This is a genomic window from Terrisporobacter mayombei (genome assembly GCF_020748465.1).
Lineage (GTDB): Bacteria > Bacillota > Clostridia > Peptostreptococcales > Peptostreptococcaceae > Terrisporobacter > Terrisporobacter mayombei.
In genome coordinates, this window is record NZ_JAHZMP010000001.1 from 20,079 (window position 1) to 45,109 (window position 25,031).

The 25,031-nt window shown below is 27.8% G+C and carries 36 protein-coding genes and 1 pseudogene; all 37 read right to left on the reverse strand.

Features of this window, described 5'->3' with window-relative positions:
• Window position 1 precedes the first annotated feature (1 nt).
• The gene (gene eutH, locus K0039_RS00130) at window positions 2–1,093 is read right to left on the reverse strand and encodes an ethanolamine utilization protein EutH (protein WP_228103033.1); all 1,092 of its coding nucleotides are present in this window, start codon (window positions 1,091–1,093) and stop codon (window positions 2–4) included.
• Between the two features lie 11 nt (window positions 1,094–1,104).
• Entirely contained in the window at window positions 1,105–1,656 is a 552-nt protein-coding gene (locus K0039_RS00135) for a BMC domain-containing protein (protein ID WP_228103034.1), read from the reverse strand.
• Window positions 1,649–1,918 (reverse strand): EutN/CcmL family microcompartment protein, encoded by a 270-nt coding sequence (locus tag K0039_RS00140; RefSeq protein ID WP_228103035.1) that lies wholly within the window; start codon window positions 1,916–1,918, stop codon window positions 1,649–1,651. The genes K0039_RS00135 and K0039_RS00140 overlap by 8 nt, the downstream gene beginning before the upstream one ends.
• A gap of 12 nt (window positions 1,919–1,930) precedes the next feature.
• The gene (locus K0039_RS00145; RefSeq protein WP_228103036.1) at window positions 1,931–2,593 is read right to left on the reverse strand and encodes a TIGR02536 family ethanolamine utilization protein; all 663 of its coding nucleotides are present in this window, start codon (window positions 2,591–2,593) and stop codon (window positions 1,931–1,933) included.
• A gap of 21 nt (window positions 2,594–2,614) precedes the next feature.
• Window positions 2,615–3,244, reverse strand: coding sequence for an ethanolamine utilization phosphate acetyltransferase EutD (gene eutD / locus K0039_RS00150; protein WP_228103037.1), 630 nt, complete (start codon window positions 3,242–3,244; stop codon window positions 2,615–2,617).
• Between the two features lie 12 nt (window positions 3,245–3,256).
• Window positions 3,257–4,009 carry a cobalamin adenosyltransferase family protein gene (locus tag K0039_RS00155; RefSeq protein ID WP_228103038.1) on the reverse strand — a complete coding sequence of 251 codons (753 nt, stop codon included), beginning with the start codon at window positions 4,007–4,009 and terminating at the stop codon, window positions 3,257–3,259.
• Window positions 4,010–4,075: 66 nt separating this feature from the next.
• Window positions 4,076–4,384, reverse strand: a complete 309-nt coding sequence (gene eutM / locus K0039_RS00160; protein ID WP_228103039.1) for an ethanolamine utilization microcompartment protein EutM — start codon at window positions 4,382–4,384, stop codon at window positions 4,076–4,078.
• Between the two features lie 49 nt (window positions 4,385–4,433).
• Window positions 4,434–5,903 carry an acetaldehyde dehydrogenase (acetylating) gene (locus K0039_RS00165; RefSeq protein ID WP_228103040.1) on the reverse strand — a complete coding sequence of 490 codons (1,470 nt, stop codon included), beginning with the start codon at window positions 5,901–5,903 and terminating at the stop codon, window positions 4,434–4,436.
• 2 nt (window positions 5,904–5,905) lie between these two features.
• Window positions 5,906–6,538, reverse strand: coding sequence for a BMC domain-containing protein (locus tag K0039_RS22115; RefSeq protein ID WP_272491539.1), 633 nt, complete (start codon window positions 6,536–6,538; stop codon window positions 5,906–5,908).
• Between the two features lie 5 nt (window positions 6,539–6,543).
• Window positions 6,544–7,197, reverse strand: a complete 654-nt coding sequence (gene eutL / locus K0039_RS00175; RefSeq protein ID WP_228103041.1) for an ethanolamine utilization microcompartment protein EutL — start codon at window positions 7,195–7,197, stop codon at window positions 6,544–6,546.
• Between the two features lie 21 nt (window positions 7,198–7,218).
• Complete coding sequence (gene eutC / locus K0039_RS00180; protein ID WP_228103042.1) at window positions 7,219–8,109, reverse strand: ethanolamine ammonia-lyase subunit EutC; 891 nt, start codon at window positions 8,107–8,109, stop codon at window positions 7,219–7,221.
• 16 nt (window positions 8,110–8,125) lie between these two features.
• A complete protein-coding gene (locus K0039_RS00185) occupies window positions 8,126–9,487 on the reverse strand; it encodes an ethanolamine ammonia-lyase subunit EutB (protein ID WP_228103043.1) in 1,362 nt (453 codons plus the stop codon).
• A gap of 15 nt (window positions 9,488–9,502) precedes the next feature.
• Window positions 9,503–10,936: an ethanolamine ammonia-lyase reactivating factor EutA gene (eutA, locus tag K0039_RS00190; protein WP_228103044.1), complete on the reverse strand. Its 1,434-nt coding sequence runs from the start codon at window positions 10,934–10,936 to the stop codon at window positions 9,503–9,505.
• A 154-nt stretch (window positions 10,937–11,090) separates the two neighbouring features.
• Entirely contained in the window at window positions 11,091–11,474 is a 384-nt protein-coding gene (locus K0039_RS00195) for a histidine kinase N-terminal domain-containing protein (protein ID WP_228103045.1), read from the reverse strand.
• On the reverse strand, window positions 11,474–12,052 hold the full coding sequence (locus K0039_RS00200) for an ANTAR domain-containing response regulator (protein ID WP_228103046.1): 579 nt from the start codon (window positions 12,050–12,052) through the stop codon (window positions 11,474–11,476). The genes K0039_RS00195 and K0039_RS00200 overlap by 1 nt, the downstream gene beginning before the upstream one ends.
• 14 nt (window positions 12,053–12,066) lie before the next feature.
• Entirely contained in the window at window positions 12,067–12,504 is a 438-nt protein-coding gene (locus tag K0039_RS00205) for a EutP/PduV family microcompartment system protein (RefSeq protein WP_228103047.1), read from the reverse strand.
• Between the two features lies 1 nt (window position 12,505).
• Complete coding sequence (locus K0039_RS00210; protein WP_265589378.1) at window positions 12,506–12,853, reverse strand: BMC domain-containing protein; 348 nt, start codon at window positions 12,851–12,853, stop codon at window positions 12,506–12,508.
• Between the two features lie 304 nt (window positions 12,854–13,157).
• Window positions 13,158–14,288, reverse strand: coding sequence for a 1-propanol dehydrogenase PduQ (locus K0039_RS00215; protein WP_228103048.1), 1,131 nt, complete (start codon window positions 14,286–14,288; stop codon window positions 13,158–13,160).
• 255 nt (window positions 14,289–14,543) lie between these two features.
• Complete coding sequence (locus K0039_RS00220) at window positions 14,544–14,732, reverse strand: phospholipase D-like domain-containing protein (RefSeq protein WP_228103049.1); 189 nt, start codon at window positions 14,730–14,732, stop codon at window positions 14,544–14,546.
• Window positions 14,733–14,746: 14 nt separating this feature from the next.
• The gene (locus K0039_RS00225; protein WP_228103050.1) at window positions 14,747–15,496 is read right to left on the reverse strand and encodes an IS66 family transposase; all 750 of its coding nucleotides are present in this window, start codon (window positions 15,494–15,496) and stop codon (window positions 14,747–14,749) included.
• A gap of 83 nt (window positions 15,497–15,579) precedes the next feature.
• On the reverse strand, window positions 15,580–15,783 hold the full coding sequence (locus tag K0039_RS00230) for a hypothetical protein (protein ID WP_228103051.1): 204 nt from the start codon (window positions 15,781–15,783) through the stop codon (window positions 15,580–15,582).
• An 85-nt stretch (window positions 15,784–15,868) separates the two neighbouring features.
• On the reverse strand, window positions 15,869–16,324 hold the full coding sequence (locus K0039_RS00235) for a hypothetical protein (protein WP_228103052.1): 456 nt from the start codon (window positions 16,322–16,324) through the stop codon (window positions 15,869–15,871).
• A gap of 40 nt (window positions 16,325–16,364) precedes the next feature.
• Window positions 16,365–16,640, reverse strand: a complete 276-nt coding sequence (locus K0039_RS00240) for a hypothetical protein (RefSeq protein WP_228103053.1) — start codon at window positions 16,638–16,640, stop codon at window positions 16,365–16,367.
• A gap of 42 nt (window positions 16,641–16,682) precedes the next feature.
• Window positions 16,683–16,793: pseudogene (locus K0039_RS23810) on the reverse strand (RHS repeat-associated core domain-containing protein); the annotation flags it as partial.
• Window positions 16,794–16,809: 16 nt separating this feature from the next.
• Entirely contained in the window at window positions 16,810–17,202 is a 393-nt protein-coding gene (locus tag K0039_RS00250) for a hypothetical protein (RefSeq protein WP_228103054.1), read from the reverse strand.
• Window positions 17,203–17,290: 88 nt separating this feature from the next.
• Entirely contained in the window at window positions 17,291–17,419 is a 129-nt protein-coding gene (locus K0039_RS21860; protein WP_265589380.1) for a hypothetical protein, read from the reverse strand.
• Between the two features lie 3 nt (window positions 17,420–17,422).
• A complete protein-coding gene (locus K0039_RS00255; protein WP_228103055.1) occupies window positions 17,423–17,698 on the reverse strand; it encodes a hypothetical protein in 276 nt (91 codons plus the stop codon).
• A 120-nt stretch (window positions 17,699–17,818) separates the two neighbouring features.
• A complete protein-coding gene (locus tag K0039_RS00260; RefSeq protein ID WP_228103056.1) occupies window positions 17,819–18,823 on the reverse strand; it encodes a hypothetical protein in 1,005 nt (334 codons plus the stop codon).
• Between the two features lie 159 nt (window positions 18,824–18,982).
• Window positions 18,983–19,375: a hypothetical protein gene (locus K0039_RS00265; protein ID WP_228103057.1), complete on the reverse strand. Its 393-nt coding sequence runs from the start codon at window positions 19,373–19,375 to the stop codon at window positions 18,983–18,985.
• Complete coding sequence (locus K0039_RS22215) at window positions 19,356–19,733, reverse strand: RHS repeat-associated core domain-containing protein (protein ID WP_228103058.1); 378 nt, start codon at window positions 19,731–19,733, stop codon at window positions 19,356–19,358. The genes K0039_RS00265 and K0039_RS22215 overlap by 20 nt, the downstream gene beginning before the upstream one ends.
• Before the next feature lie 211 nt (window positions 19,734–19,944).
• Window positions 19,945–20,490, reverse strand: a complete 546-nt coding sequence (locus tag K0039_RS00275; protein ID WP_228103059.1) for a hypothetical protein — start codon at window positions 20,488–20,490, stop codon at window positions 19,945–19,947.
• Window positions 20,491–20,738: 248 nt separating this feature from the next.
• Complete coding sequence (locus tag K0039_RS00280; protein WP_228103060.1) at window positions 20,739–21,230, reverse strand: hypothetical protein; 492 nt, start codon at window positions 21,228–21,230, stop codon at window positions 20,739–20,741.
• Window positions 21,231–21,308: 78 nt separating this feature from the next.
• Window positions 21,309–22,115, reverse strand: a complete 807-nt coding sequence (locus K0039_RS00285) for a DUF1835 domain-containing protein (RefSeq protein ID WP_228103061.1) — start codon at window positions 22,113–22,115, stop codon at window positions 21,309–21,311.
• Window positions 22,116–22,162: 47 nt separating this feature from the next.
• A complete protein-coding gene (locus K0039_RS00290; protein WP_228103062.1) occupies window positions 22,163–22,330 on the reverse strand; it encodes a hypothetical protein in 168 nt (55 codons plus the stop codon).
• Between the two features lie 211 nt (window positions 22,331–22,541).
• Window positions 22,542–23,891, reverse strand: coding sequence for a sensor histidine kinase (locus K0039_RS00295; RefSeq protein ID WP_228103063.1), 1,350 nt, complete (start codon window positions 23,889–23,891; stop codon window positions 22,542–22,544).
• Between the two features lies 1 nt (window position 23,892).
• On the reverse strand, window positions 23,893–24,555 hold the full coding sequence (locus K0039_RS00300; protein WP_228103064.1) for a response regulator transcription factor: 663 nt from the start codon (window positions 24,553–24,555) through the stop codon (window positions 23,893–23,895).
• Between the two features lie 36 nt (window positions 24,556–24,591).
• On the reverse strand, window positions 24,592–24,978 hold the full coding sequence (locus tag K0039_RS00305) for a PepSY domain-containing protein (RefSeq protein ID WP_228103065.1): 387 nt from the start codon (window positions 24,976–24,978) through the stop codon (window positions 24,592–24,594).
• Window positions 24,979–25,031: the final 53 nt, after the last annotated feature.

Here is a 25,031-nt window from a genome sequence, read left to right on the forward strand (position 1 = left end):
TTTATGCATTCTCCTTTCTTATTGTTTTATTTGCTATAAACATAGCTACTATAACTGCTGTTATTCCTCCAACTAATTTAGCAATTATCATTGGAGTTAACATTTCTTTGTTAAATCCTGCTGTAAACCCTAAATGATCTCCAAATACAAATGCTGCTGATACAGAAAATGCAACGTTTATTATTTTACCTTTGTTATCCATATTTTTCATCATACCAAACATAGGTATACAGTTAGCTAAACTAGCAACCATTCCTGCTGCCGATACATCATTCATTCCTAGTAACTTGCCTAGTGCCATTAATGGTTTATTAAATACTTTTGTTATAACATATACTAATGGGAACGCTCCTGCTAAAACTATAGCTATATCTCCAACTATTACTAAACCTTCTTCAATTGGTTTCATTCCTGGTATTACAACTATGCCTGTTAAAGCTTCAAATATTGCAGCTGCAAATCCTACTGTTATAACTATTACTACTCCTTTTCCAAAGTATGTAAATCCTTTTATCATAGCATTTTCAAACTTTAATAATCCTATTGCTATAATTACTGCAAATATTATTATAGGTATTAAGTTTCTTATAACCATCATAACATCAAATCCAGCTACTAATCCTCCAACAAATGCTCCTATTGGTATCGTTATTATACCTGCAAGTATTCCTGTTGCTAAATACTTTTGATCTTCTTTTTCTATTATTCCAAGTGCAACTGGTATTATAAATACTATAGTAGGTCCCATCATAGCTCCTACTATAAGTCCTCCAAACAATCCTGCTTGTGGGTCTTTTGCAAGTTCCATTGCAAGTGGCGCACCACCCATATCATTTGCAAGTAAACTTCCTGCAAACATCGCTGGGTCTGCTCCTAATAAATCAAATACTGGTACTACTACTGGTCTTAATACATTTGCTAAAACTGGTGATAAAGATATAACCCCAACCATAGCAAGTGCTAATGCACCCATTGCCATTATACCTTCTTCAAATTGTTCTCCTATACCAAATTTATTTCCTATACACTTATCTATAGCACCTAATACCATAAATACTGCCATTATAAAAATAATAATTTCATTTACGTTCATAGTGTCCTCCATTATATTAAATTATCTATTATTTGTTTATTTAATGATGGTATTATAGAAGTATTTATTATGTACTTTTTATTTATAACTTTGCATCCTTCGTTTATACCGATTTCTAAATCACTTAAATCTCCGCTTACTATATAAACCAATTTCCCACCTATTGCAAAAGATACTTGTAGCTTAATCAAAGATACATCACTAGATTTCAGGGTTTTATTAAGGGCTTTAAGTCCTGAGCATACTTTATTTGTTTCTACTACTCCAATAGATTTTATACTTTCTAATTTTTTGTATTTATTTTTGAGCCCATTTATTATATCTAAACTAACAGAGTTTATTATAAAGCTATCAACTATATATTCGTCTCCTTTTGTCAAACCATAATCTATGGACTCTTTTATATAACAAGTTTCTCCTAATATCATTATTAAAATTTTTCCTGGACATATACTTTTTAAGTATATTACTTCAACTGATGATTTTTTAACTATTTCATTAGAAACTTCTATACCTTTAGCTATACTTTTAAATTCTATAGCACCAATACTTTTATTAATCAAAAAACTCTAATGTATCAACTATACCTACTATAGTTGCATCTATTGGAACATTTTCTTTGTCTAATGAAACCCTTGCTGATGAACCTTTAGTTATGAAAACTAAATCCCCACTACCTGCTCCTGCATTGTCTGCTGCAACTAAAAATCCTTCTTTATATGTGTCTTTTGTTTTTAAAAGTTTTACAACTAAAAATTTTTGTCCACATAATTTTTCATCTTTTCTTGTTGCCCAAACATTTCCTACTACTTTACCTATCTCCATAACAATTCACCACTACATTCTTTTTAGTTTTAAATGATGTATTCTTATAAAATCCTTCGCTAGTGGAGTTACTATACTTTTTTTATCAACTAATACATTTTTTATTCCACTTATCATAGGTTTTTTTAAATCGCTTTCTGATATAAGTTTTTGATTTGTTAAATTTAAACTAAATTCATCATTTATTTTTATATCTTTTTTTGTTTTACTTAAATTTTCTTTTTTATCATCATCTAAATATATAAAATTTATATCTTTTATAATTTCAACACCAAAATTTATTATTTCATCTTCATAAGACATGTATTTATTGTATAAAGCTTTTGGTGCTGTTTTTTTATATCTTTTATATTCTATACCATCTTCTAATACATATACTTTTTTGCCTTTCATTAACATTTTAAGTATAAATCTTTCTTCATCTGATACACTATGACCTACAGCTAGGTTACAAAGTCCTCTCATGCAAAGTTTTGATATTATAACTATTTGACAATCTCTTATAGATTTTTCAAAGTTAACTACTTCAAATCTTTGCTTTAAAAACTTAAACTGTTCTTTGTTGTTATCTTCGTATAATAAAACAGCTTTAGGTTTATTTTCTATTTCATTTATAGAATTTATTTTTTTATAAATTTCTTCTACTATAGTATTTATCATATTTTCGTAGTTCATATTCTTTTCCTCCCTAGAGGTTTAATAAAATTTCACAATTTTAGCCATAGTACCTTTACTAAATCCGCATGCATTAGCTTCATCATAGTCTATATGCATATAAGTTTTATATTTGTCACTTACCCTTACGACTACATCATCAAATATTAAAGGTCTTTGTCCAAATACTTTTACTTTAACTATCTCATTATCATTCACATTAAATTTAGTTGCATCACATTTTGTAATATGTACATGTCTTTTAGCAACCATAAGACCTCTTGGTAGTTCAATTTCTTCTTTATCTGTAGAAATTTTTATTCCTAAAGTACCTTGTAAATCTCCACTTTGTTTTATAGGTGGTTTTAGTCCAAGAGATAAACCATCTGTTAGAGATATTTCAACTTGAGTCTCTTTTCTACACGGACCTAGTACTACAACATTTGTTATACTTCCTTTTGGTCCTTTAATTGTAACTCTTTCTTTACATGCATACTGACCAGGTTGAGATAAATCTTTTATTTTAGTTAATTTATATCCTGTTCCAAATAATTTTTCAACATCTTCTTCACTTAAATGAACATGTCTTCCTGAAGCTTCTACTTCTATAAATATTTCTTTTTTTACTCTATCTGTAACTTCTTTTACTATTTCATCTAATAGATTTTGCATAATGTCCTCCAATTAATCATATTTTCCTGTTCTTATTTTATAAATCATAATCCAGAACAATGATGATAATCTATTAAGTGCTTTTATTATATCTTGTCTTTCAACTTCACCATATTCTCCTTTAAAAGCTTGATACGCACTAAGTTCGACTTCTCTTGTAGCACTTCTTAAATCATTTATAGATACCACTATTTCTCCCATTTTGTATGACACAAATTCATGATCTATTCCAAAATACTTTTTGGGATAATGAGATTGTTCTCTTATCTCATGCTCGCTTAAATCTAAAAGTGTAAAGTCTTTTAACTTTTCTTCTAAAACTTCACATCTCATTATATTTCTTACAAAATTTAATATTTCTTCTAAATCTTTTATTAATTTAGACATATTATGCTTTTGGCAAAGTATTTGGCTTTGAATTATTTTAGATTCTAATGAATCAATTTTCCCTCTAAGTATTATTCTTTTATGATCTTTGAATACTAATAAATTTCCATGTAAACTAGTCATATGTTCTGGTTTTTCATTTAATTTAGCACCAAATACACTTATATATTTGTACTTTTTATTTTCAACTAATTCATCTTGTTTAGTTTTATTAATATTTTCTATATTATCAACGTATTTAATTTCTATATTTTCTTGAGATAAATATGATTTTGCTGAAGGAGTTATTATTTGATTTTTTTGTACATAAAATTCTCTTATATTATCACTATTTTTTGATAATTTTTTTCTTACTTCACTTTCTGTTAAAACAGCCATTTTATCATACTCCTATTTATATAAAAAGGGATGACTAAGCATCCCTTTTTTATCAAATTTTAATTATTATAAAGTATTGTTAGAAGATGTTTTTGGTAATGTTTTTGGTAATATAGCATCTACTTCAAAGTGTGGTCTTGGTATTACATGAACTGATAATAATTCTCCAACTCTTTCTGCTGCTGCTGCTCCTGCATCTGTAGCTGCTTTAACAGCTCCTACATCTCCTCTTACCATAACTGTAACTAGTCCTCCACCAACTTGTTCTTTACCAACTAGTTGTACATTTGCAGCTTTAACCATTGCATCTGCTGCTTCTATTGCTCCTACTAATCCTTTAGTTTCTATCATTCCTAATGCGTTTGCATTTGCCATAACAATGACCTCCAAGTTTTATATATTTTCATAGTTTTTATAATTTTTATTAGTTTAACTCTTGTACTATCTTTTTAACCAATAGATTTATTAATTCTTCTTTATCCATAGAACAAAGACTTGAAGAATCCACCTTAGGTGCATTTTGTCTAAGTTCATCTATTTCTTTTACTCCATATGCTACCTTTTTAATATTTATTAAATCAAGTGGTCCTACATTGTTTGAAGTTGAACTTCCGCCTATAGCTCCACATCCTAATGTTAGAGCTGAAGCTATATTAGTTGAACCACCTATTCCTCCAAGAGCTGAAGGTGTATTTACCATTATTCTAGATACCGGCATGCTAAGTGCAAATCTTTTTACTAATTCTTCATCTTTTGCATGCATTGAGAATGTATGTCCTGCTCCTTCATTTAATAAGATTTCTATACATCTTTTCTCCACGTCATTAACATTTTCTTCTACATAAAATGCAAGTATCGGTGCAAGTTTTTCTCTAGAATAAGCTACATCATGCCCTACTTTAGTTTCTCTTGCTATTAAAACTTTAATACTAGAGTCTACATTTTCTAAATTTGCAAGTTTTGCTATTACTTGAGCACTTTTTCCAACTATTTGTGGATTCATAGTACCATTGGCTCTTAATATAAATTCAGATAATTTTTTAGCTTCTTCATCATTTAATAAATATGCTCCTTGATTTTTAAGCTCATTTATAACTTTCTCTTCCATAGATTTTTCAATAACTATTGATTGTTCTGATGCACATATAACACCATTATCAAAAGTTTTAGAATCTATAATTCTTTTAACTGCTAAGCTTACATCACAACTTTTATCTATAAATGCTGGACCATTTCCAGGACCTACTCCTATTGCTGGTGTTCCTGATGAGTAAGCAGCCCTTACCATTGGTTCTCCACCTGTTGCTAATATTAATTTAGTGTCTTTATGTTTCATTAATTCATTAGTTGCTTGTAGTGTTGGTATTGTTATACATAATATAGCATCTTCAGGACATCCTGCACTTATAGCTGCCTCATTTATTACTCTCACAGTTTCAAGTATACATTTTTTAGCATTTGGATGTGGTGAAAATACTATTGTATTTCCTGCTTTTATAGATATCATAGCTTTATATATTACTGTTGAAGTTGGATTGGTTGAAGGTATAAGACCTGCTACCACTCCTACTCCTGTTGCTATATCTATAGTTTTTATATCTTTATCTTCACCTATTATTCCAACTGTTTTTGTATCTTTTAATGTTTCATAAACCATTTTAGAAGCAAATATATTTTTTACTATTTTATCTTCATACTTTCCAAATCCAGTTTCCTCATTTGCAATTTTTGCTAATTTATCTGCATTTTTATAAGCTTCATCAGATATTGCTTTTACTATATTATTTATTTTTTCTTGGCTCATTTTACTAAGTTTTTTTTGAGCTATTGTTGATCTTTTTAAAAGATTTCTTACCTCTTGTATAGATAATAAATCTTTGTCTGAAAGTGTCATATCTATTTATCTCCTTTACTTAGATTTTCAATTATCTGTATTAATTCTTCTTTTTTTAATGAATTTAAATCTTTGTTAGTAAAAGAGCTATCTAATTTTTTTATTAAAGATTTTAATTCCTTTACTTTTAGCTTTGATAAATATTCTTTATCAAATTCCTTTTTTTGCTCTTTATCTTCTATCTCTATATTTTTTATATCTTTTTTTTCATTTTCTATATCTAAGCTATTGTTTAAATTATTTAAAGAAGAATCCAAATCTTTAGCCTTTTCTTCTTCTAATTTTTCTTCAATTGGTTCTTCTTTTATAAGTGGTATTTTTGTATCTAAATCTTTAGGCTCTTCTTTTATATTTATTTTAGGTTCTTCTTTTTTTAATAAAATATTTCCTACAGATTTATCTATTCTTGGTATTACATGAGTCGATCTTAATTTTCCAATTTGTAATACAGCATTTTCGGCCGCTTCAACTGCTGATTTAACTGCACCTACATCTCCACTTATTATTAGTGTAACTATTCCACTTCCTACTTTCGTGATATCTAATAAATTTACATTAGCAGATTTTAAACTTGCATCTCCTGCTTGTATTGCAGCAACATATCCTATAACCTCAACTAAACCTATGGCGTTCATTTATATTAAAATCCTGTTGGATTATCAGCTACTGATTTTACTGCTTCAGCAAAAGCATCACATGCTGCTTTACAAGCTGATTGAGAACCTGTAAGTAGTGCTCCTGCAAAGTTTGTTTCTGTTGGTGGTTCAAATAATACACACATAGATACGTCTGCTGCTTTTAGAGCTGCATCTAATCCATACATAGCTTCAAGTGGTGGTGCTACTAAATAAGCTAGTGGCTCACCTTCTTTTATTCCTGCTGTTTCAGAAAGATATGTTCCTGTTCTTGATACACAATAAGCATAGTATGCTATTGAATCATCTTCATTAGCACTTATAAAAGTTGAACCATTTTCCATAAAATCAACTATTGCATTTAATCCACTTCTTACTTCTGCTGGACTTGGTCCTGCTATTATACCTATTACTTCTCCAGCTAATTTAGTTGAAGCATTTGCTGCTCCTGCATACATAGATTTTGCATATACTACATCAACTTCGGCTGATTTTGTAGCTTCATCAAGTGCAGTATATGTTACATCATCACTATCTGAAGTTATAAGGCCTAAACTTTTATGATGTGATTTTAAATTTAATTTTTTCTCCATTTCCGGACTAACATTTGATATTATTTTAATTCCTAATATATTAGGACGAATTACATCGTTTTTCATATTTCATACTCCTTTAGGTTATTATTTTAGGTCTATTCCTGAAGCTTTTTTATCTAACATTGTTTTTATAAGTTCAGCTATATGAGCTCCTGCTTCAACTGGGTTTGTTCCACCTTTGTGAATATTTGATATAACTGTTCTTTTGGCTTCTGACATTCCTATGTATGGCTTATATGCAATATATGCTGACATTGATTCTGCTGTAACTAATCCTGGTCTTTCACCAACTAACATGCATACAACTTCACAACCTAATTCTTCTCCTAAGTGGTCCATTGCTCCAACTCTACAATGTTTTATAAAAACTAATTCCCCACATTCTATACCATACATTTTTAAACCTTGCTTTATAGCTGGTACACAATCTCTTAAATTTGCTTCTATTGCTGATGAACTTAGTCCATCTCCAACTACCATTAATACCTTTTGATTTGTTCCTATTTTGTCTTTTAATCTACTTATAGTTTCTTTTGAGAACTTCCTTCCAAGATCTGGTCTTGTTAAGTATTCATCTTTATCCTTACATAATGTTTCTATTTCAAACATATTATTTTCTTTTATAAAATCTTCACTTACATATGAAAATACTGCATCTTGTGCTGCTGCATGATCTGCTCTAAATCTTAAAATCGTTTCTGTTTTATATCTAGCACCAGCTTTACCTATTCCTATTCTTGCAGGAGTTTTAGATTTCATATCTAAGTAACTTTCTGCATCTTTAGGATTAGTAACTAATAATTGTTTCTTTATATCTACTTTTGTTATATCATCTATACATGCATTGTTATCTACTGTACAGTTAGTCATATTACTTACCTGCTTCACTGTTTCTTTTATAGTATTTTTATCTATATCTTGTACCATTTGACCAACTAATTGTTCTACTAATGCTTTTAATTCTTTTTCATTCATATAAAATACCTCCTATCTATAATAATGATGATGCATCTGAAGCTATATCAGTTAACTTGCCATTCTTAGAATATCCCATTTTTTCTAACCAAGCATCAAATTCTTTTATTGCTGTTAATCCAAACATTTCTCTAAGCGATGCTGTATCATGATATCCTGTTGTTTGGTAGTTAAGCATTACATCATCTCCATGAGGTATTCCCATAAAATACGTACATCCTGCTGCTGTTAATAATATTGCTAAATTCTCTATATCATTTTGGTCTGCTTTCATATGGTTTGTATAGCAAACATCAACTCCCATAGGTAGCCCACTTAATTTACCCATAAAGTGATCTTCAAGACCTGCTCTTGTTACTTGCTTAGCATCATATAAATATTCAGGTCCTATAAATCCAACAACTGTATTTACTAAAAATGGCTCAAACTTTTTAGCGAAACCATAGCATCTAGCTTCCATTGTTACCTGGTCTATTCCATGATGAGCTTCTGATGAAAGTTCTGAACCTTGTCCTGTTTCAAAGTACATTACATTAGGACCTGTAGCAGTACCATGTTTTAGGGCTAATTGTCTAGCTTCTTCTAAAGTTGAACCATCAAATCCAAAAGCTTCATTTCCTTTTTGAGAACCTGCTATAGATTGGAATATTAAATCTGCTGGCGCACCATTTTTTATTGCTTGCATTTGTGTTGTAACATGTGCTAGTACACAAATTTGAGTTGGTATTTCATGTTTTTTCTTTACTTCATCAAATCTTTTTAATACTTTTGTAACACTTTCAACTGAATCATCAACTGGATTAAGTCCAAGTACTGCATCTCCTATACCAAAAGTTAGGCCTTCTAAAAGTGATGCTAGTATTCCATCAGGATCATCTGTTGGATGGTTTGGTTGAAGTCTTGCTGATAATGTTCCCGGCTCACCTATTGTTGTATTACAATGAGCTGTAACTTTTATCTTTTTAGCTGCATAAACTAAGTCCATATTTGACATTATTTTAGTAACAGCTGCTATCATCTCAGAAGTTAAACCTTTTGATACTCTTTTTATATCTAAACTAGTTGTATTACTATCTAACAACCATTCTCTAAATTCTGATACTGTGAAGTCTTTTATTTCTTCATATATTTTTTCATTTACACCATCTTGAATTATTCTTGTTACTTCATCTTCTTCATAAGGTACTGCTGGATTATTTCTTATATCCTCCAGTTTTATGTGTGATAAAACCACTTTTGCTGCAACTCTTTCTTCTGCTGAATTTGCTGCTATTCCTGCTAATTTATCTCCTGATTTTTCTTCATTAGCTTTGGCCATTACATCGTATAAGTTTTTAAACTCATATGTGTGTCCAAATAATTTTGTTCTTAGAATCATCTAGTTACCTCCGTTTTAATTAAAAACTAATGTTTTTATTACTACAGGTAATACCTTACCTTGAGCTACTGGTTTTCCAATGTCGATATAATCTCCATTTTCAACCTTTATACTGTCTATACACACAATATCATTTTGATAATTTAACAGTGCATAAATTGCTTGCCCTAATACTTTTGCCATATCATTTTCTACAATTACTATAAATGGTAAATTATTTTTCATTATCTCTTGCATTCCATTTACAAATCCCTTTGCATACTCTTGCACTTCTAAAAATGAAGGACTTACTTTACCTGTTATAGCAATAGCAACTCTTTGAATATCATTTTCTAATTTAAACCAATTAAGTTTGTTTTTTATTGCTTCACTTATTCCATTTGCATCTTTATTTTCTTCTTCTAGTGATAATTTTAAAACTGGTAAATTTTTTATAGGGAAAGTATCACTAGTATACGTAATTGTACTTCCACTTATATCCATAGTATGAGAACCTGCTCCTACTACTGTAGCTCTTATAGTTTCTTTTGATTTTATTATGTTGATTTTATTTGTATATTTAGAATTTTTTATTGATTGACCAAGTAATATTCCTAAATCTCCATATTCAAAGTAATCATTTATTTCACCATCATAATAAACAAAATCTGCTACTCCACCAGAAAAAGATATATTTTTAATTCCTTCATTTAATTTTATAGACTTATTAGTTACTATAAAGTTAAATAAAGGTGTTTTCTCTTTTAGTCCTATACTTTCAAATATTAAATCAGTCATTATATCAACTATTGGTTTTGTATTTTCAATAGTTGCAACTGTTCCTATTTTTAAATTAATATTTTTATCTTCAATAATCTTTTGTATTTTAGAAGATATATAAGTTATTTTTTTTGTTTCTTTATCTATTTTTATAAGTCTTCCACCTATATCAAGACATCCTGTGTCTACAACTTCTCCTCTTTTAAATAGAGCTAAGTTACTAGTGCCACCACCAATATCTATATTTACAACAGTTGTAGAATTTTCTTTTGAATAAATATGAGCTCCAGCACCTTTTCCAGATATTATACTTTCCAAATCAGGTCCTGCTGTTGCTACTACAAAATCTCCAGCAAATCCACTTAAAGTATGTAATACATCATTTGCATTTTCTTTTCTAGCTGTTTCTCCTGTTATTATAACTGCTCCTGTATGTATATCTTCTTTATTTATATTTGCTAATTTGTATTCTTTTTGTACTATTTCTTTTATTTTTAATTTATCTATTTCATTATTTGAAATAAGAGGAGTAAAATAAACTTTGCTTTTATATATAATTTCTTTGTCTACTATACTTATTCTAGGCACTGAAAAATTTGATGCAGTATTTTCAACTATTAGTTTTGAAAATATCAGTTGAGTAGTACTTGTACCAATGTCAATACCAACACTTAATAACTCTTCTTTCATATTTTCACCTCCTTAGTTTAAGTATTTTTTAAACAAACAAAGAGGCTCAAAGTCACAATAAATTAAGTAAATAAAATAATTTTATTACTTATCTTATCAATAACTTTAAGCCTCTTTGCTTAATTAAAACTACTACTTTGTAGATGAGTTATTATTATATTAATTTTTCATTTAATGTTATAGGTTGTATAGTTTGTTTTACCAATTTATATTCTTGAGTTATGGCTTTTATATCCCTAGTTGTCATTACTGTATTTAATGTTTTTATTACTCCTGGTTCATTTTTTTTAAGTGCTTTTTTTCCTACAACATTTTCATTGTAGATTGATTGATATTGAGGCTTTCCATGAGCTACTACATACGCTTCATCTTTATTAAAACTTAAAACATCTATGAAAACATCACTTTCATAAAAGTTTGACATTAAATCTAACGTTTTTGAAACTTCTATTATTTTTTCTATTTCTTTGTCATTTAGTGATGTCTTTTCTTCACACATTTGTTTTATAGTTGAATTTGACTTACATAATGAACACATTATTGATTATCGTATCCTATTATAATCATCTTAGCAATTTCAAACATTGTAGTTCTTTTATCCATGCTAAGTCTTTTTATTTTTGTATACGCCTCATCTTCATCAATTTTAAACTCTTTTATGAGTATACCTTTAGCTCTTTCAATTACTTTTCTTTCAGTTAGCTTCGAATTTACTTTTTCTAAATCATTTTTTATTTTTTTAAACTCGCTTACTTTACTTAAACACATTTCTATTGTGGGTATTAATACTTTTTTACTTACCGGCTTTACTAAATATCCAAAAGCACCTATATCTTTGGCTTTTTCGATATATTCTTCTCCTTCAAATGAAGTTAATAAAAGTACTCCACCTGCAATATTTTCTTTAGCTATTATTTTACCTACTTTTATACCATCTAGCATTGGCATATCTATATCCATTATTACTAAATTAGGTTTATGTTTTTCACACATTGTAACAGCCTCGAATCCATCACTAGCTTCACCTATTATTTCATACCCACGTTCTTGTAAAATCTCTTTTAAATCCATTCTTATCATTGGCTCATCATCAACTAATAATATTCTTTTGTCCATTGACTTCACCTCACTTAAGAGTTTATGTTTTCTAAATAGTCAAACAAAGGTTCTAAACCAACCTCATCTACTGTATCCACTTTAAATATTTGACTTACACCAGCTAATTTTAGTCTCTCATAAGCTGTATCTATTTGTCCTTTATTTACTTTATTTGTTTTTGTTATTATACCTATGACATCTTTTGAAAACATACTAGCAAAGCCTGGTGGTATATAATTTTCTTCTTGGGTTGGATCGTATACTAGAGATATAACTTTAGCATCTGCTGATGTTGTTATTAATGCATTGTATAATCTTCTATTTTCAATGTATTCTCCTGGTGTATCTATTGCACTATTGTAAAGATCTACTGATTGAGTTTTTTTATACTTTAATTGTAATTTATGAAGCTTTTGACATAGTGTTGTCTTTCCACTACCTGTTTTTCCTATAAATATTATTTTCTTCATTTTAAGTCCTCGTTATTTTTGTTGATGAAAAGTTCAATATTTCACTTAATATATGTAAAACTTCATTTAATGCTGATTCTACAGAACTTACATCCCCACTTATAACTACTGATCCACTAAATCTATCTATAAATCCTAAAGATACATCAGATGCCTTTGTAGCAACATCTGCAGCTATTATAGATGCTTCACTTGGAGTTATTGTAAGTATTCCTATAGCGTCTTTTTTATCTATAACTAGCCCTAATTTTTTGTATATATCTTCATTTGGATTAGCTACAATATGTGCCAGTGTTACCTGCTTTCCTGGAACATATTCTTGAATTACTCTTTGCCTGTCTTTATTCAAATTAATCCACTGCTTTCTTTATGTTTTTAAATTAATTCAAGTTAATCACGCCGTTGTGATAATATTTCTTGATTTATTATTACCTTTATATATTTAATATATTCATGGGTTATTAACTTTAATTTTTAAAAAAAGAGGCCTCCAAAAGACAATATAAATACTATCTTTTTAGAAGCCTCATTGCTTTTTTACCAATAACATCTTTGTGATAAGTTAATTACATCACTTATTTTTGGTGTCAATATGTATTTGACTTTTTTGAAAAGCATTTTCCTATTTTGTCATAATTTTTACTATTTTGTGATTATTTAATTTTATTAAGTATATCTATTATATCTCTTTGAGTAGGTTGTTTCGGATTTGTTTTTGTACATCCATCTTTTATAGAAAGATCTGCTATTTCTTCTTCTAAAGAATTTATATCAGTTAAATTAACTTTACACTGCGTTAATTTAGTTGGAATATTTAATTCTTTTTGTAATTTTTTTATCTCACTTACTAAGTTTTTAACCCCTACCCTTACACTAGAGGTGTTAAGTCCTAATAATTTTGATATATTAGCATATTTTTTTGAAGCTACTGTGTAGTCTGTGTTTGTATATCCTTGTATATTTGCATTATATTCTATTACATATGGTAATAATATTGCGTTACATCTTCCATGTGGAATATGAAACTTTCCTCCTAATACATGCGCTATAGAATGATTTATTCCTAGAGATGTTTGGTTAAATGCCATTCCTGCTAAACAAGATGCATTGTGCATTTTTTCTCTAGCTTTTATATCGTTTCCATCTTTATATGCTCTTAATAAGTAATCAAACGTTAATTTTATAGCTTTTTCAGCTAATGCGTCAGAGAAATCGTTTGCTTCAGTTGATACATATGCTTCTATTGCATGTGTTAATACATCCATACCTGTATCTGCTGTTATAAAATTGGGTACAGTTCTTACAAGTTCTGGATCTAATATTGCTATATCAGCAAGTAAATCATCTGATACTAATGGATATTTTTCTCCTTTTTGTTTATCTGTTATTACTGAAAAAGATGTTACTTCTGAACCTGTTCCACTTGTTGTTGGTATAGCTATAAATTTTACATCTTTAGATTGTATTATTTTTTTTGAAAAGTCCATAATAGCCTTTGATGCATCTATTGCTGAACCTCCACCTAGTGCTATTATTATATCTGGATTAGCATTTTTTACTACTTCTATTCCACTTACTATAGTTTCTATTGGTGGATCTGGTACTATATCACTAAATATCTCATATGAATCTTTTTCTAAATTTACTAATATTTTATCTATTGCTTTTGATTTAATCATAAATGGGTCTGTTATTATTAATATTTTTTTATTTTTTATTTCTTGTAGTACTTTTAATGAACCTTCTCCAAACTTTACTTTTGTTTTTATTTCAAAGTTGTACAATTTAATCTTCCTTTCTTTGAATTTATTTATAAAAACAAAAAAGCTCCATAGGTTAATCTATGGAGCTCCATTGCTCTTTTAGTACTTCTTTGTACTATTGTCTTCAGTATAATATTTATTCTATATAAAGTAAATGGTATTTTATGTTATATTTCGCTACAATCATATAAAATCTTTATACTTTCACTTCATAGATAAAAAATTACTACAACAAAACAAAGAAATATATTAAACTTACCTCTATCTGATTCTTGTCTAGTAGAATTTGGTGTCTGTCATTGAAAATAGTTTTGATTTAAACGTATCTAGTAAAAGTTGTAAACCACTATAATTTATAAATGCTACTGAAAAATAAAATGATTTACATTCTTTTAAACTCTTTTTTAACTCATTTAATAAATTAGTTTGTTGTGAATTTATAAATAATTCATTAGTTTGCTTCATTATATATTTCTACCCTATTTCTTCTCTTTATCAATTATATCATCAAATATATTAGCATCTTCAATTTCATCTGACACATATTTTTCAAATTTATTTAAAATGGATGATAACTTTTCTTTTCTATATTTATATCTAATTTTAAAGAAATCTTCATCTTCACCATAATCTTTTCTCAAGTCTTTTTCTAATTTATATATTTCCTCACAATAATTAAACCCTATGATTGCACGTGATTTTTTCAAGGCTTCATTATTTAGGGTTGATACGATATCATAATATTTTCTTCGGATATGCGCTAAACAATAAAGTCGTTTAGCATCACTGACGCTATTGTATCCGTTATATCCGTCTGTCTGAAGAAATCCACAATAACCATTCAAAAATGATTTTGGATAAGAACTAGATCTAGTTTTCTGATATTCATATAAAATAATAGAGTTATCATTTCCTCCTGTTTTATATAACCACATATAACATTTAGATCTCGATTCTTTTCCCTTTGCATCAATTACCACCAAGCTCGTTTCATCAGCTTGTATATAATTTGATTTTAGTAATTCCTCTTTCATTAAATCATATACAACTTGAAATTCCTTAGCAGAACTTATTATCCAGTTAGACAAGGTCTGCCTAGATAGATTAGCCCCTAACATCTTGAAATAATTTTCTTGCCTATTCAATAATATGGATACTATGATAATTATTATTGGTCCTTTTGAACGGACGGAAATATTAAATTTGCTACACCTAATTATTTTCTCCATAATTTCCCCTCTATTTTTAATAAAATCTCTTATATTTTTATTATTAATTATACTTATTTTTTGGCATACGTTTCATTCTACCTTTATTGCAAAGCAATTTCTTTACAAAATATGTTGCTGCTTTGCCTGAAAAATATTTTGCTGCTCTTACAGCTATCCATTTTGCTATTCTCGTAAGCCACTGGCGATGTTCCTTCTTGTCCTACTACACTTGTAGTGCTTCCTTGAATGTCTTTGTTATAAGTATAATACTTAAATTCATCCTTATCGTATCTTGTAGTACCCATAACATTTTCTTTGGTAACTACAAAGTTTTAGCTTGTCTTATTTCCATCTTTATTTTATTTAGATGATGTCAGCTTATTCAGCTCGCTATATGTATAATTTGTTGTTCCATCTTTTGTCTTTAACTATTTCAATTGCAACTTCATGATTAGGATAAAATTCTAGTGTTACTTTTGCAAAATCATAAAATTCCTCATCACTTAATGGGGATGTTGGACACCCCCAAAATACATCAAGTGCCCATATTTTAATATCAATATATTCAGGAAAAAGATTAATAACTCTTTTTATATGCCAGTAAATAATAGAATAGTCATCATCTAGAAATGGTTTCATAAACATTAAAATTTGGCATAATGTCATATGCTTATCTGGAGTCTCATCCCTAGATATTGCATACATTAAATAACAATAATATTCCTTTGTACTTAATTTTGGAAAAGTATCTAAGATACTATCAAAAGTGTATCCCCCTGCTATACTTTCAAATATATCATAGGCTCTACTGTATAGTCCCTGCTTAATTAATAATCTATTTTTCATCTTTGCACCCATCCATTACCTATTTTAAAAACTTTATTTTTTAAATATCCAGTTGCTTCAATAATTTGATTTTTATACTTCCATTACTTTGAATACTCCATTTTCCATTTTTAATAGCCTTATAAGTTAAGCGCTTTACATTGGCATTACTTGGATTTTTTAACCCTCTATTCCAATAGTGTTTTGATATATTTACATGAGTATTCATTTTAAACCTAGTAAGACCACTAATATTTCTATATGACCCTCTAAGTAGCCCTGCTAAAGCAGCAACATCAGCGACAAATACTTTTCTAGTTATTCCTTTTGACCCCAATTTATTAGCTAACCAATTTCCTAAGTAACTTCCTCCTACAGCTCCTATATAAGTATCCCTAGTTATAAAGCTTCCGTTCTTAGGGTCATAATATCTAGCATTTAAATAATACAGTCCTGTACTTACATCATAAATAACAACTGTATAGCAAATCTTATTAAAGAATGTACTATCTCCCTATATTTCTTGTTACCCCAAAGTCGTCATAATCATAAGCCACTGGTGAAGTTCCATCTTGTACTACTACACTTGTGGTACTTCCTTGAATGTCTTTGTTATAATTATAATACTTAAATCTACCCTTATCATATGTTGTAGTACCTATAACATTTTTTTTGGTAACTACAAATTTTTCGGTTGTATATAAAACAACTCCATCTTGATAGAAGTAATTTACTACATTGTTTCCTTCTTTCTTTTGGATTCTCTTACCCTTTCCCTTGTATAGGTTTTCTTGATTTACAACTTCTTTATCTACATTTGTTGTGATGCAAGTAGAAAGTCTGTTGTCTACATCATAAGTATTTTCTACTATTACCTTTGTCACCCTGTCTTTTTCCATAGTTTGATTTCCGTTTTGTCATAAGAGTAAGCCTTATTTTGTGCCTTAAACCACAGTACAGACAGTAAACAATATCTATGTTTCTTTTCTATAAAAAAAGATCATCATTCTCTTCATCTTCTTCTTGATAAAATTTTATTATATTTTTCTTTGTTAATTTATTCTCTCTTGTTATCTTATAAGCAATAACTTTTTTATCTGAGTCTTCATCCAACACAGGTTATTTTAGCCACAATATAATACTTGTCATATCATAGTTTTTATATGATACTTTAAATATTTCTTCTATTACCTTTACCATTTCTAATGTTGAAAAACAAGGTAATTTTGTTGGAACTCCTTCTGTAAGATAACTACGTACTAATGTTGAACCATCATATTCATTCTTTTCAAAACGTCCAAATTCTATTTGGTTAAAACTATCTGAACTCTTAAAAACGAATTCTGCTAATACTTCAAATATTTTTTCTATTTCAGAATATTTATCTTTAATCACTATTTTTCATAATTTTTCCTCTGTTAATAAAAATAAACTTCAATATAAAATTTAAAAATCATTTTTTAGAACTGCACCCCCTGAGACTAATTTTGAGACGGGTAGTGGCTCAATTGCTAACTACTTCATAAAATCTATAACCAAGTCTTGTGCATATACTTTTATTATATCGTATCCATCTGATTCTACTAGTAATTGAAATTCTATCCTATCGTCATAATCTATTTTTATACAACATGAATCAATAAATCCAGTGCTATTAGCTTCTACGTTCTTCGTTCCCTTAAACGTAACCTGTAATAATTCAGCTTCTGGTTTATCCTCATTAAATTCAAAATAATTAGAACCTTTTTCTATATTAATATAAAAATCACTATCATCTTTCATTCCAAAATCATTTACAGTGCACTCTCTAAAATCAAAGTTTTCAACAAAATATTGAAGATCCTTTGATAGATTTAAGTTTTTAGCTTCCTTTAGTCTATAATATTCATCTGTAATTACTTTACTCATTGATATTAATTCATTAAATCTATAATAATAGCCTATATCCTCATTATCCATCCATTGTTGTAGAATTTTTAATTTGAATTCCTCACCTTTTTTTGCCTTTGATCTTTTTAAATATTCATCTATATCATTTTCATAAGATATGCTTTTTATTTCTTCTATTATTAATTCTTTAGCCTCTATAATATAGCATAATTCATCTCTTTTAATTTTATCTTCTGGTTTCAAATAATCTTCTTTATATTCATTATTTTCTTGTTGACAAATTGAAAATATAATCCTAAATCCACCTTTTATTTCATATAATTCAACTTTAGTAAACATCTTGTCTAAAAAAATTTCTGTATCATAAAGTAAGGATTTAAAAGTAAACCTTAAGTAATCAAATTCGCATTTTGTCTTTGTACAATCTAACTCAATTATATGTTCATTGAAAGAATCGTAGCTTTCATATTTAACAATAGCTCCATTTAATAAATTATCTTTTAATATATGTCTGTATTTTGGAGCAATAATAACATTTTCACTATGTTTTTCTCCATATTTATAATCTAATTTTATATTGCTTTTTCCATATCTACTTTTTTTATACATATTTATATTGTCTTCTTTCATTTATTTTTATAGTAACATTTAAATTTAATATCTATTTAAGGTAAAACTCTTTTTTTTATTAAGCATAGAAATTAATATAAAATAGATATAATAACTACAATATACTTACCTTAGTTAAGTTAGTCTTTAAGTTTTAGCAAAGTGTCATAAGTATACTATTTAATTTTCATTTAAATTATATAGTTCATAACTTATAACATTTTTACTTTCATCTAAATTACTAACAAGTTTAAGTTTTACAAAATCGCCTATTTCATAAAACTTATATATTTCTTCGTCATTTATTTCATAATTACTATCTTCATACTTCAACTCCACAATATATGTATCCGGTAATTTAGCTGGTGACATACTTCCTCCTATTGATGAAAATAGTCCTTTAGAAAACCCTTTGTTGATTATTTGCATATCTACTATTTGGGTTTCAGTATATTTTATTTTTGATTTCAATCGTCTTATAGCTATTCTTTTTTTTATTTCAATTACTAACAAATATGTAATACTTAATATTACAATTATTGGCCATAATAAATCATTGATTGAACCGTTCATATATCCCTCCTCTATAAGTATCCCTCGTTATAAATCTTCCGTTCTTAGGATCATAATATCTAGCATTCAAATAATACAGTCCTGTACTTACATCATAGATTCCACCAGTATAACAAATCTCATTAAAGAAAGTACTATCCCCTATACTTCTTGTTACCCCGAAGTCGTCATAATCATAAGCCACTGGTGAAGTCCCATCTTGTCCTACTACACTTGTTGTACTTACTTGAATGTCTTTGTTATAATTATAATACTTAAATCTTTCCTTACTGTATCTTTTAGTACCTATAATATTTCCTTCAATGCCTACAAAGTTTTGACTTGTCTTATTTCCATTTTTATCTGCTGTATATAACACTACTCCATCTTGATAGAAATAATATACTACATTATTTCCTTCTTTCTTTCGGATTTTCTTACACTTTCCGCTGTATAGGTTTTCTTGATTTACAACTTCTTTTTCTCCATTTGTTGTTATACAAGTAGAAAGCCTGTTATATACATAATCAATACTATATAAATAATAATTTTAACTATTATAAGATATCTTTCTCTAATATAATATGCGGTTACTTTGTCATATCATATGACTTAGCTATTTTCTCTATGACTTCTTTATTAATTGATTTATCTAAAACTAAAAATGTAGTATTATAATATCTGCTATAAAAATTTATAAGGTAAGAATTAATACTTTCACCATTAAATTTGAATCTACAATGTTCATAATAACTACTATTAGAAAAAATATATGATTCGTTATCAGTATAAGGAGGTATAAAAATATCTTTTACGCTTAACGCATTTCCTAAATCATAATTTTCTAAATAGTATCCATTATCAATATCTTCTTTAGTATTTATATCATTTGAAGCAACTTCATATTGAACTAGATAAATATTGCAATTGTCTTCTTCAATAGATTTATCAGCAAAATATAGTAATCCATCTTTTGTTGTAGAGCAATACCAATCTTTAGGAACTTTTATAATTCCTATATTTTTAACATTTATTTCTTTATATTTGCTATACTCTGTAAAATATTTATATGCAAAAAGCATTAATATAGTAAGTATAGCAACAACTACTCCCCTAATAATCTTTCTTTTTTTCATATACTCCTCCATAATATAATATTGGATTGTTTAGCTTCCGTTCTTAGAATCATAATATCTAGCATTCAAATAATATAGTCCTGTACTTACATCATAGATTCCACCTGTATAGCGAATCTCACTAAAGAAGCTACTATCCCCTATACTTCTTTAATAAAAATAATAAGCATATAATTCAAGATACCTAGCATTTAACGCAAAATTGACACACCCCACCTCTATAGCAATGGGAGTGTGCCAATTAAATTCTAACTAGCTACATTCATGTTATCTAACATTGATTGTACTTTTATAATCTTATAAGGATTTACATACTGTGGATTTATTGTTAATACTATCTTATCCATCTTTTTTAAATATAAGACAAATTTTATTTCTCTTAACTTTACAGTAGTATTGCGAGTATGTATAACCGAAGAAAACCTTTTCTCGCTTTTTTCTTTCATCTCTTCTATTCCTTGTAAATCATAATTGATTTCTGTTTTTAATATGTCTTTTATATAAACCTTGTTTTCGTAATCACAAAGATTATACTGAATATAGTCATCTATTATTGCTATATATCCATTATTTATAAAATCCACATATTTGATTTCCCCTAGTTTCCCCAATTCATCTTTTATTGAATTTTCATAAGCTAACCTTTCTTTAACGTTATCTTTCCTACTTAAGTCTTTTGTCTGAACTAATGTTGCCATAAAAACTACAAATACAAATAAACCTAATAAAATAAATACCATTTTTTACCCCTTTACTAACCCTTTATTTATATAATAAACGTTTAATCAAACAATTGCAATTTCAACAGCACTATTAATTTAAATATTTGAAATTATTCTTTCATATTTCTTATCAGAATCTTCCACTATTCTAATTTTGTTATTTTCTATCATATGCTCAATTCTTGATGCATACCACCAATCCTCAATACCTAATTGATAAATCCCCAATATCTCACCAATTAACCCAACTTCTTTTATATGTTTAAACTTTATGTGTTTGTAAATCAAGTGATCATAAAAATCTACTGGAACTCCTATCAACTGACCATTAACTACTGCTCTCAAAGGACTGTTGTCTTCCACAAGTTCTAACCAATTATTCGCAAACATTATTATTTCTATTTTGGACATCTTTTTTTCATATTTAATAAATTCACCAAATTTTTCAGGTACAACTCCTCCCCATTTCTCATATGCCATAACACTATTCTGTATTTGTATATACTCAGGTAACTTCACAGTAAATATCTCACTTGAAATGTCTTTTAATATATTACATACGTAGTGAAAACCACACATAGAATATGGAGCATTGCTGTACCATATTCTGATTGGCTCTCCTTCTAATGCATACTTCATAAACCTCTTATGTTCATCTATATACTTTCTTCCAACCTTTTTAAGTTCTTCTAAGGTTTCTTCAGTATTATCATAAACATTTTGTGTATACATATCAAATATAAGTTCCTGTCTATAAGGGCTCTCTATATTTTCCCTAATATCACCAATATCTAACATTAAAGCAAGACAAATAACTTTATCTGTGCTTCCTGAAATAACTCCTTCTTCTATTGCTGCTTTCATAGATGCTGCTTCACTTTCTCCAAATAAAACTTCTATCATAAATTTCTCCTCTTTAGTAATTTAAACGCCAGACATAGTATAAATTTTTAATTATTAACTTTAACTACTATTAGGGCATAAATAAGTAAAATTATTAAAGCAGTTACATTTATAATATCTTGAAGATTGGATTTGTTAAGAAAAAAGTTTGCAGCAAATATAACTCCAGTAATTATAAGTAAAAAGTTATAGCTATTGAAAAAAAATTTTTTCATAGAATACCTCCAGATATATATATATTCAAATTTTGTAACTACCAAATTTTGGACTTAAATCCTAATTCTATTATACAATAAATATAAATAAACTCATCTTAAGATTTCTTATAGTAATTAAATCCCGCTGTGAGTAAGTATTAGTTATAGATTATAAAGCGTAAAAAAGAATACCCATAATGGATATTCTTTTTTGTATTTCATCTTAAATTTATTTAAAAGCAATTATTACATTTGTACCTTCATCTATTTTACTTTCAATATTTAAACTTCCCTTGTATAATTTAATTATCTGAGCTGCAATAGATAAACCTATTCCAAAACTATTGTTATATTTTCTCGATTCATCAACTCTATAAAACTTATCTGTTATTTTTGGAATATCTTCTTCAGGTATACCTATTCCATTATCTCTTATACAAATCTTTATATTATTATTATGATTAAATATGCTGATATGAATTTTCTTTTCTTCTTTATCACAGTATTTTATAGCATTATCAATAAATATTATTAAAAGCTGCTTTAGATGTTCTCTCATCATATATAATTTTAGATTATCTTCTATATCATAAGTAAATTTTACATCCTTATTAATAATTTCAAAATCATAAATTACCTCATTAACAACATTTTTAATATTTACTTCCTCTAAGTTACTATTTCCTACTAATTCATTTTCAGCCTTGCTAAGTTGTAGCAAATCATTAACTAACTTAGTTAGTCTTTCCACTTCATTTAAACTAACTTTTATGGATTTGTCCAAAGTCCCCTTATCATTTTTGCCCCATCTATCAAGCATTTTCAAATGACCATTTATTATGGTAAGTGGTGTTCTAAGCTCATGAGATGCATCATTTACAAATTGTTTCTGCGCATTAAAAGAGTTTTCTAATTCATCCATCATACTGTTAAATACTATATTAACTTTGTCAAAATCATCTTTTTCGTCGTGTATCTCAACTCTATTTGATATTCCTTTTTCTTTTATTTCTTCCATGGTATCCCTTAATTTTTTCAGCTTGTTGACAAACTTTTTAGATATATACATACCTGCTAATATACTGATTATAATTACTAAGAGAACTACAAAAATCATTATATGAAGCGTGGCTTCTAAATAATCTTTAAATACATCTGTTTTATTGAAAATATAAATATTGTTTTTAACACCATTAATAGTTACTGGAGCATTTAAAATTACATTATCATATTTAAAATTAAGAAGTATCTTTGATTTAATTCTATAAGGATTGTCAAATTCTAAATCACTTGGTATTTCACTCATAGAATTATAAATTATTTCTTTGTTTTGATTATAGATCATTACATCTAAATCCATGGTATCAAATAAATTATCATAAGATATGTTACTGTTAGTATTTATAAGCATGGAAATTTCTTTGTATTTAGCTTCAATATCATCTTTTTCATACTTTACAGTCCATACTCTAACTACTGCAAGTTGAGCAATCATCATAATAACAATTATACTAACTATTGCTAAAAATGTAAGAATAGACATTTGCCAAAAGGTAGACAGCTGTTTAAATTTTTTCATATTATCTTATAACATATCCAATTCCACGAATAGTTTGAATATATCCATCATTTTTTAATTTACTTCTTAAATGTCTTATATAAACATCTACTACATTAGTTTCAGCTTCATAATCATATCCCCATATGTTTTCTAGCAAATTGTCTCTACTTAAAACTTTGTTTTGATTTTTTAATAATTGAACAAGTAATTCATACTCTTTCGCAGTTAAAACAACTTCTTCGTTATCTTGTTCTACAATTCTTGCCTCTAAGTCTATTTTTATATCTTTAAATTTTAATTTATTGCTAACTTGTTTTATTTCATTAACTCTTCTTAATAATGCTTCTATTCTTGCCAATAACTCTTCTATGGCAAATGGTTTTGAAATATAGTCATCTGCACCTATTTGAAGACCTGATACTTTGTCCATTACGCTATCTCTTGCTGTTAACATTATAATTGGTGTATTTTTCACTTTTCTTAATCTTCTGCACACCTCTAAACCATTTAATTTAGGTAACATTAAATCAAGTAATATTAAATTATAATCATTTTCTAGAGCTTCTTCAAAACCTTTTACTCCATCATCACAAACTTCCACTTTATAGCCTTCATATTCTAGCTCCATTCTAACAAAAGATGCAATATTCTCTTCATCTTCAATTAGCAGTATTTTATACACAAAACCACTCCTTACTAATTTATATCTTAACTATTATTAATCTCTTTCAAATTTATCTCTGTGATCGTCATTTCTAAAATCGGCATGGTGTATATCTATAATTGCACCACTTTTTGAATCTACTTCCACTTTATTTAGCACATTGTCATTTCCCTTTATCTCAAAATCATAAGCTAAAGATAAAGATTCTTTATCAATGTCTTTTTTTACTTTAATTATTTTTCCTGGTACTTTTTCTAATGCTATGTTTTCACATTGTGATTCAGTATAGTGTATATTTGATTTTATATAACTGTACCCAACATATGCACCAGCTCCACCTAATATAATCAAACAGCTCAATGTTATTATTATAACTTTTTTTGCTTTTTTAATCACTGCTTTTTTATCAAAATCTACTATTTTATCTTTTGTATTTCTCATTTTCATCCTCCAATATTTATATCACTTACCTGATAAATATCATTTTAACTACT

Bases quoted from the DNA above. Each gene is read 5' to 3' on its own strand.
- eutH (WP_228103033.1), bottom strand. From the start codon at position 1,093: ATGAACGTAAATGAAATTATTATTTTTATAATGGCAGTATTTATGGTA.
- K0039_RS00140 (WP_228103035.1), bottom strand. From the start codon at position 1,918: ATGGAGATAGGTAAAGTAGTAGGAAATGTTTGGGCAACAAGAAAAGAT.
- K0039_RS00145 (WP_228103036.1), bottom strand. From the start codon at position 2,593: ATGAACTACGAAAATATGATAAATACTATAGTAGAAGAAATTTATAAA.
- eutD (WP_228103037.1), bottom strand. From the start codon at position 3,244: ATGCAAAATCTATTAGATGAAATAGTAAAAGAAGTTACAGATAGAGTA.
- K0039_RS00155 (WP_228103038.1), bottom strand. From the start codon at position 4,009: ATGGCTGTTTTAACAGAAAGTGAAGTAAGAAAAAAATTATCAAAAAAT.
- eutM (WP_228103039.1), bottom strand. From the start codon at position 4,384: ATGGCAAATGCAAACGCATTAGGAATGATAGAAACTAAAGGATTAGTA.
- K0039_RS00165 (WP_228103040.1), bottom strand. From the start codon at position 5,903: ATGACACTTTCAGACAAAGATTTATTATCTATACAAGAGGTAAGAAAT.
- K0039_RS22115 (WP_272491539.1), bottom strand. From the start codon at position 6,538: ATGAACGCCATAGGTTTAGTTGAGGTTATAGGATATGTTGCTGCAATA.
- eutL (WP_228103041.1), bottom strand. From the start codon at position 7,197: ATGAAAAACGATGTAATTCGTCCTAATATATTAGGAATTAAAATAATA.
- eutC (WP_228103042.1), bottom strand. From the start codon at position 8,109: ATGAATGAAAAAGAATTAAAAGCATTAGTAGAACAATTAGTTGGTCAA.
- K0039_RS00185 (WP_228103043.1), bottom strand. From the start codon at position 9,487: ATGATTCTAAGAACAAAATTATTTGGACACACATATGAGTTTAAAAAC.
- eutA (WP_228103044.1), bottom strand. From the start codon at position 10,936: ATGAAAGAAGAGTTATTAAGTGTTGGTATTGACATTGGTACAAGTACT.
- K0039_RS00195 (WP_228103045.1), bottom strand. From the start codon at position 11,474: ATGTGTTCATTATGTAAGTCAAATTCAACTATAAAACAAATGTGTGAA.
- K0039_RS00200 (WP_228103046.1), bottom strand. From the start codon at position 12,052: ATGGACAAAAGAATATTATTAGTTGATGATGAGCCAATGATAAGAATG.
- K0039_RS00205 (WP_228103047.1), bottom strand. From the start codon at position 12,504: ATGAAGAAAATAATATTTATAGGAAAAACAGGTAGTGGAAAGACAACA.
- K0039_RS00220 (WP_228103049.1), bottom strand. From the start codon at position 14,732: ATGAAGCAAACTAATGAATTATTTATAAATTCACAACAAACTAATTTA.
- K0039_RS00225 (WP_228103050.1), bottom strand. From the start codon at position 15,496: ATGGAGAAAATAATTAGGTGTAGCAAATTTAATATTTCCGTCCGTTCA.
- K0039_RS00230 (WP_228103051.1), bottom strand. From the start codon at position 15,783: ATGGGTACTACAAGATACGATAAGGATGAATTTAAGTATTATACTTAT.
- K0039_RS00235 (WP_228103052.1), bottom strand. From the start codon at position 16,324: ATGAAAAATAGATTATTAATTAAGCAGGGACTATACAGTAGAGCCTAT.
- K0039_RS00250 (WP_228103054.1), bottom strand. From the start codon at position 17,202: ATGGAAAAAGACAGGGTGACAAAGGTAATAGTAGAAAATACTTATGAT.
- K0039_RS00260 (WP_228103056.1), bottom strand. From the start codon at position 18,823: ATGAAAGAAGACAATATAAATATGTATAAAAAAAGTAGATATGGAAAA.
- K0039_RS00265 (WP_228103057.1), bottom strand. From the start codon at position 19,375: ATGAACGGTTCAATCAATGATTTATTATGGCCAATAATTGTAATATTA.
- K0039_RS00275 (WP_228103059.1), bottom strand. From the start codon at position 20,490: ATGAAAAAAAGAAAGATTATTAGGGGAGTAGTTGTTGCTATACTTACT.
- K0039_RS00280 (WP_228103060.1), bottom strand. From the start codon at position 21,230: ATGGTATTTATTTTATTAGGTTTATTTGTATTTGTAGTTTTTATGGCA.
- K0039_RS00285 (WP_228103061.1), bottom strand. From the start codon at position 22,115: ATGATAGAAGTTTTATTTGGAGAAAGTGAAGCAGCATCTATGAAAGCA.
- K0039_RS00290 (WP_228103062.1), bottom strand. From the start codon at position 22,330: ATGAAAAAATTTTTTTTCAATAGCTATAACTTTTTACTTATAATTACT.
- K0039_RS00295 (WP_228103063.1), bottom strand. From the start codon at position 23,891: ATGAAAAAATTTAAACAGCTGTCTACCTTTTGGCAAATGTCTATTCTT.
- K0039_RS00305 (WP_228103065.1), bottom strand. From the start codon at position 24,978: ATGAGAAATACAAAAGATAAAATAGTAGATTTTGATAAAAAAGCAGTG.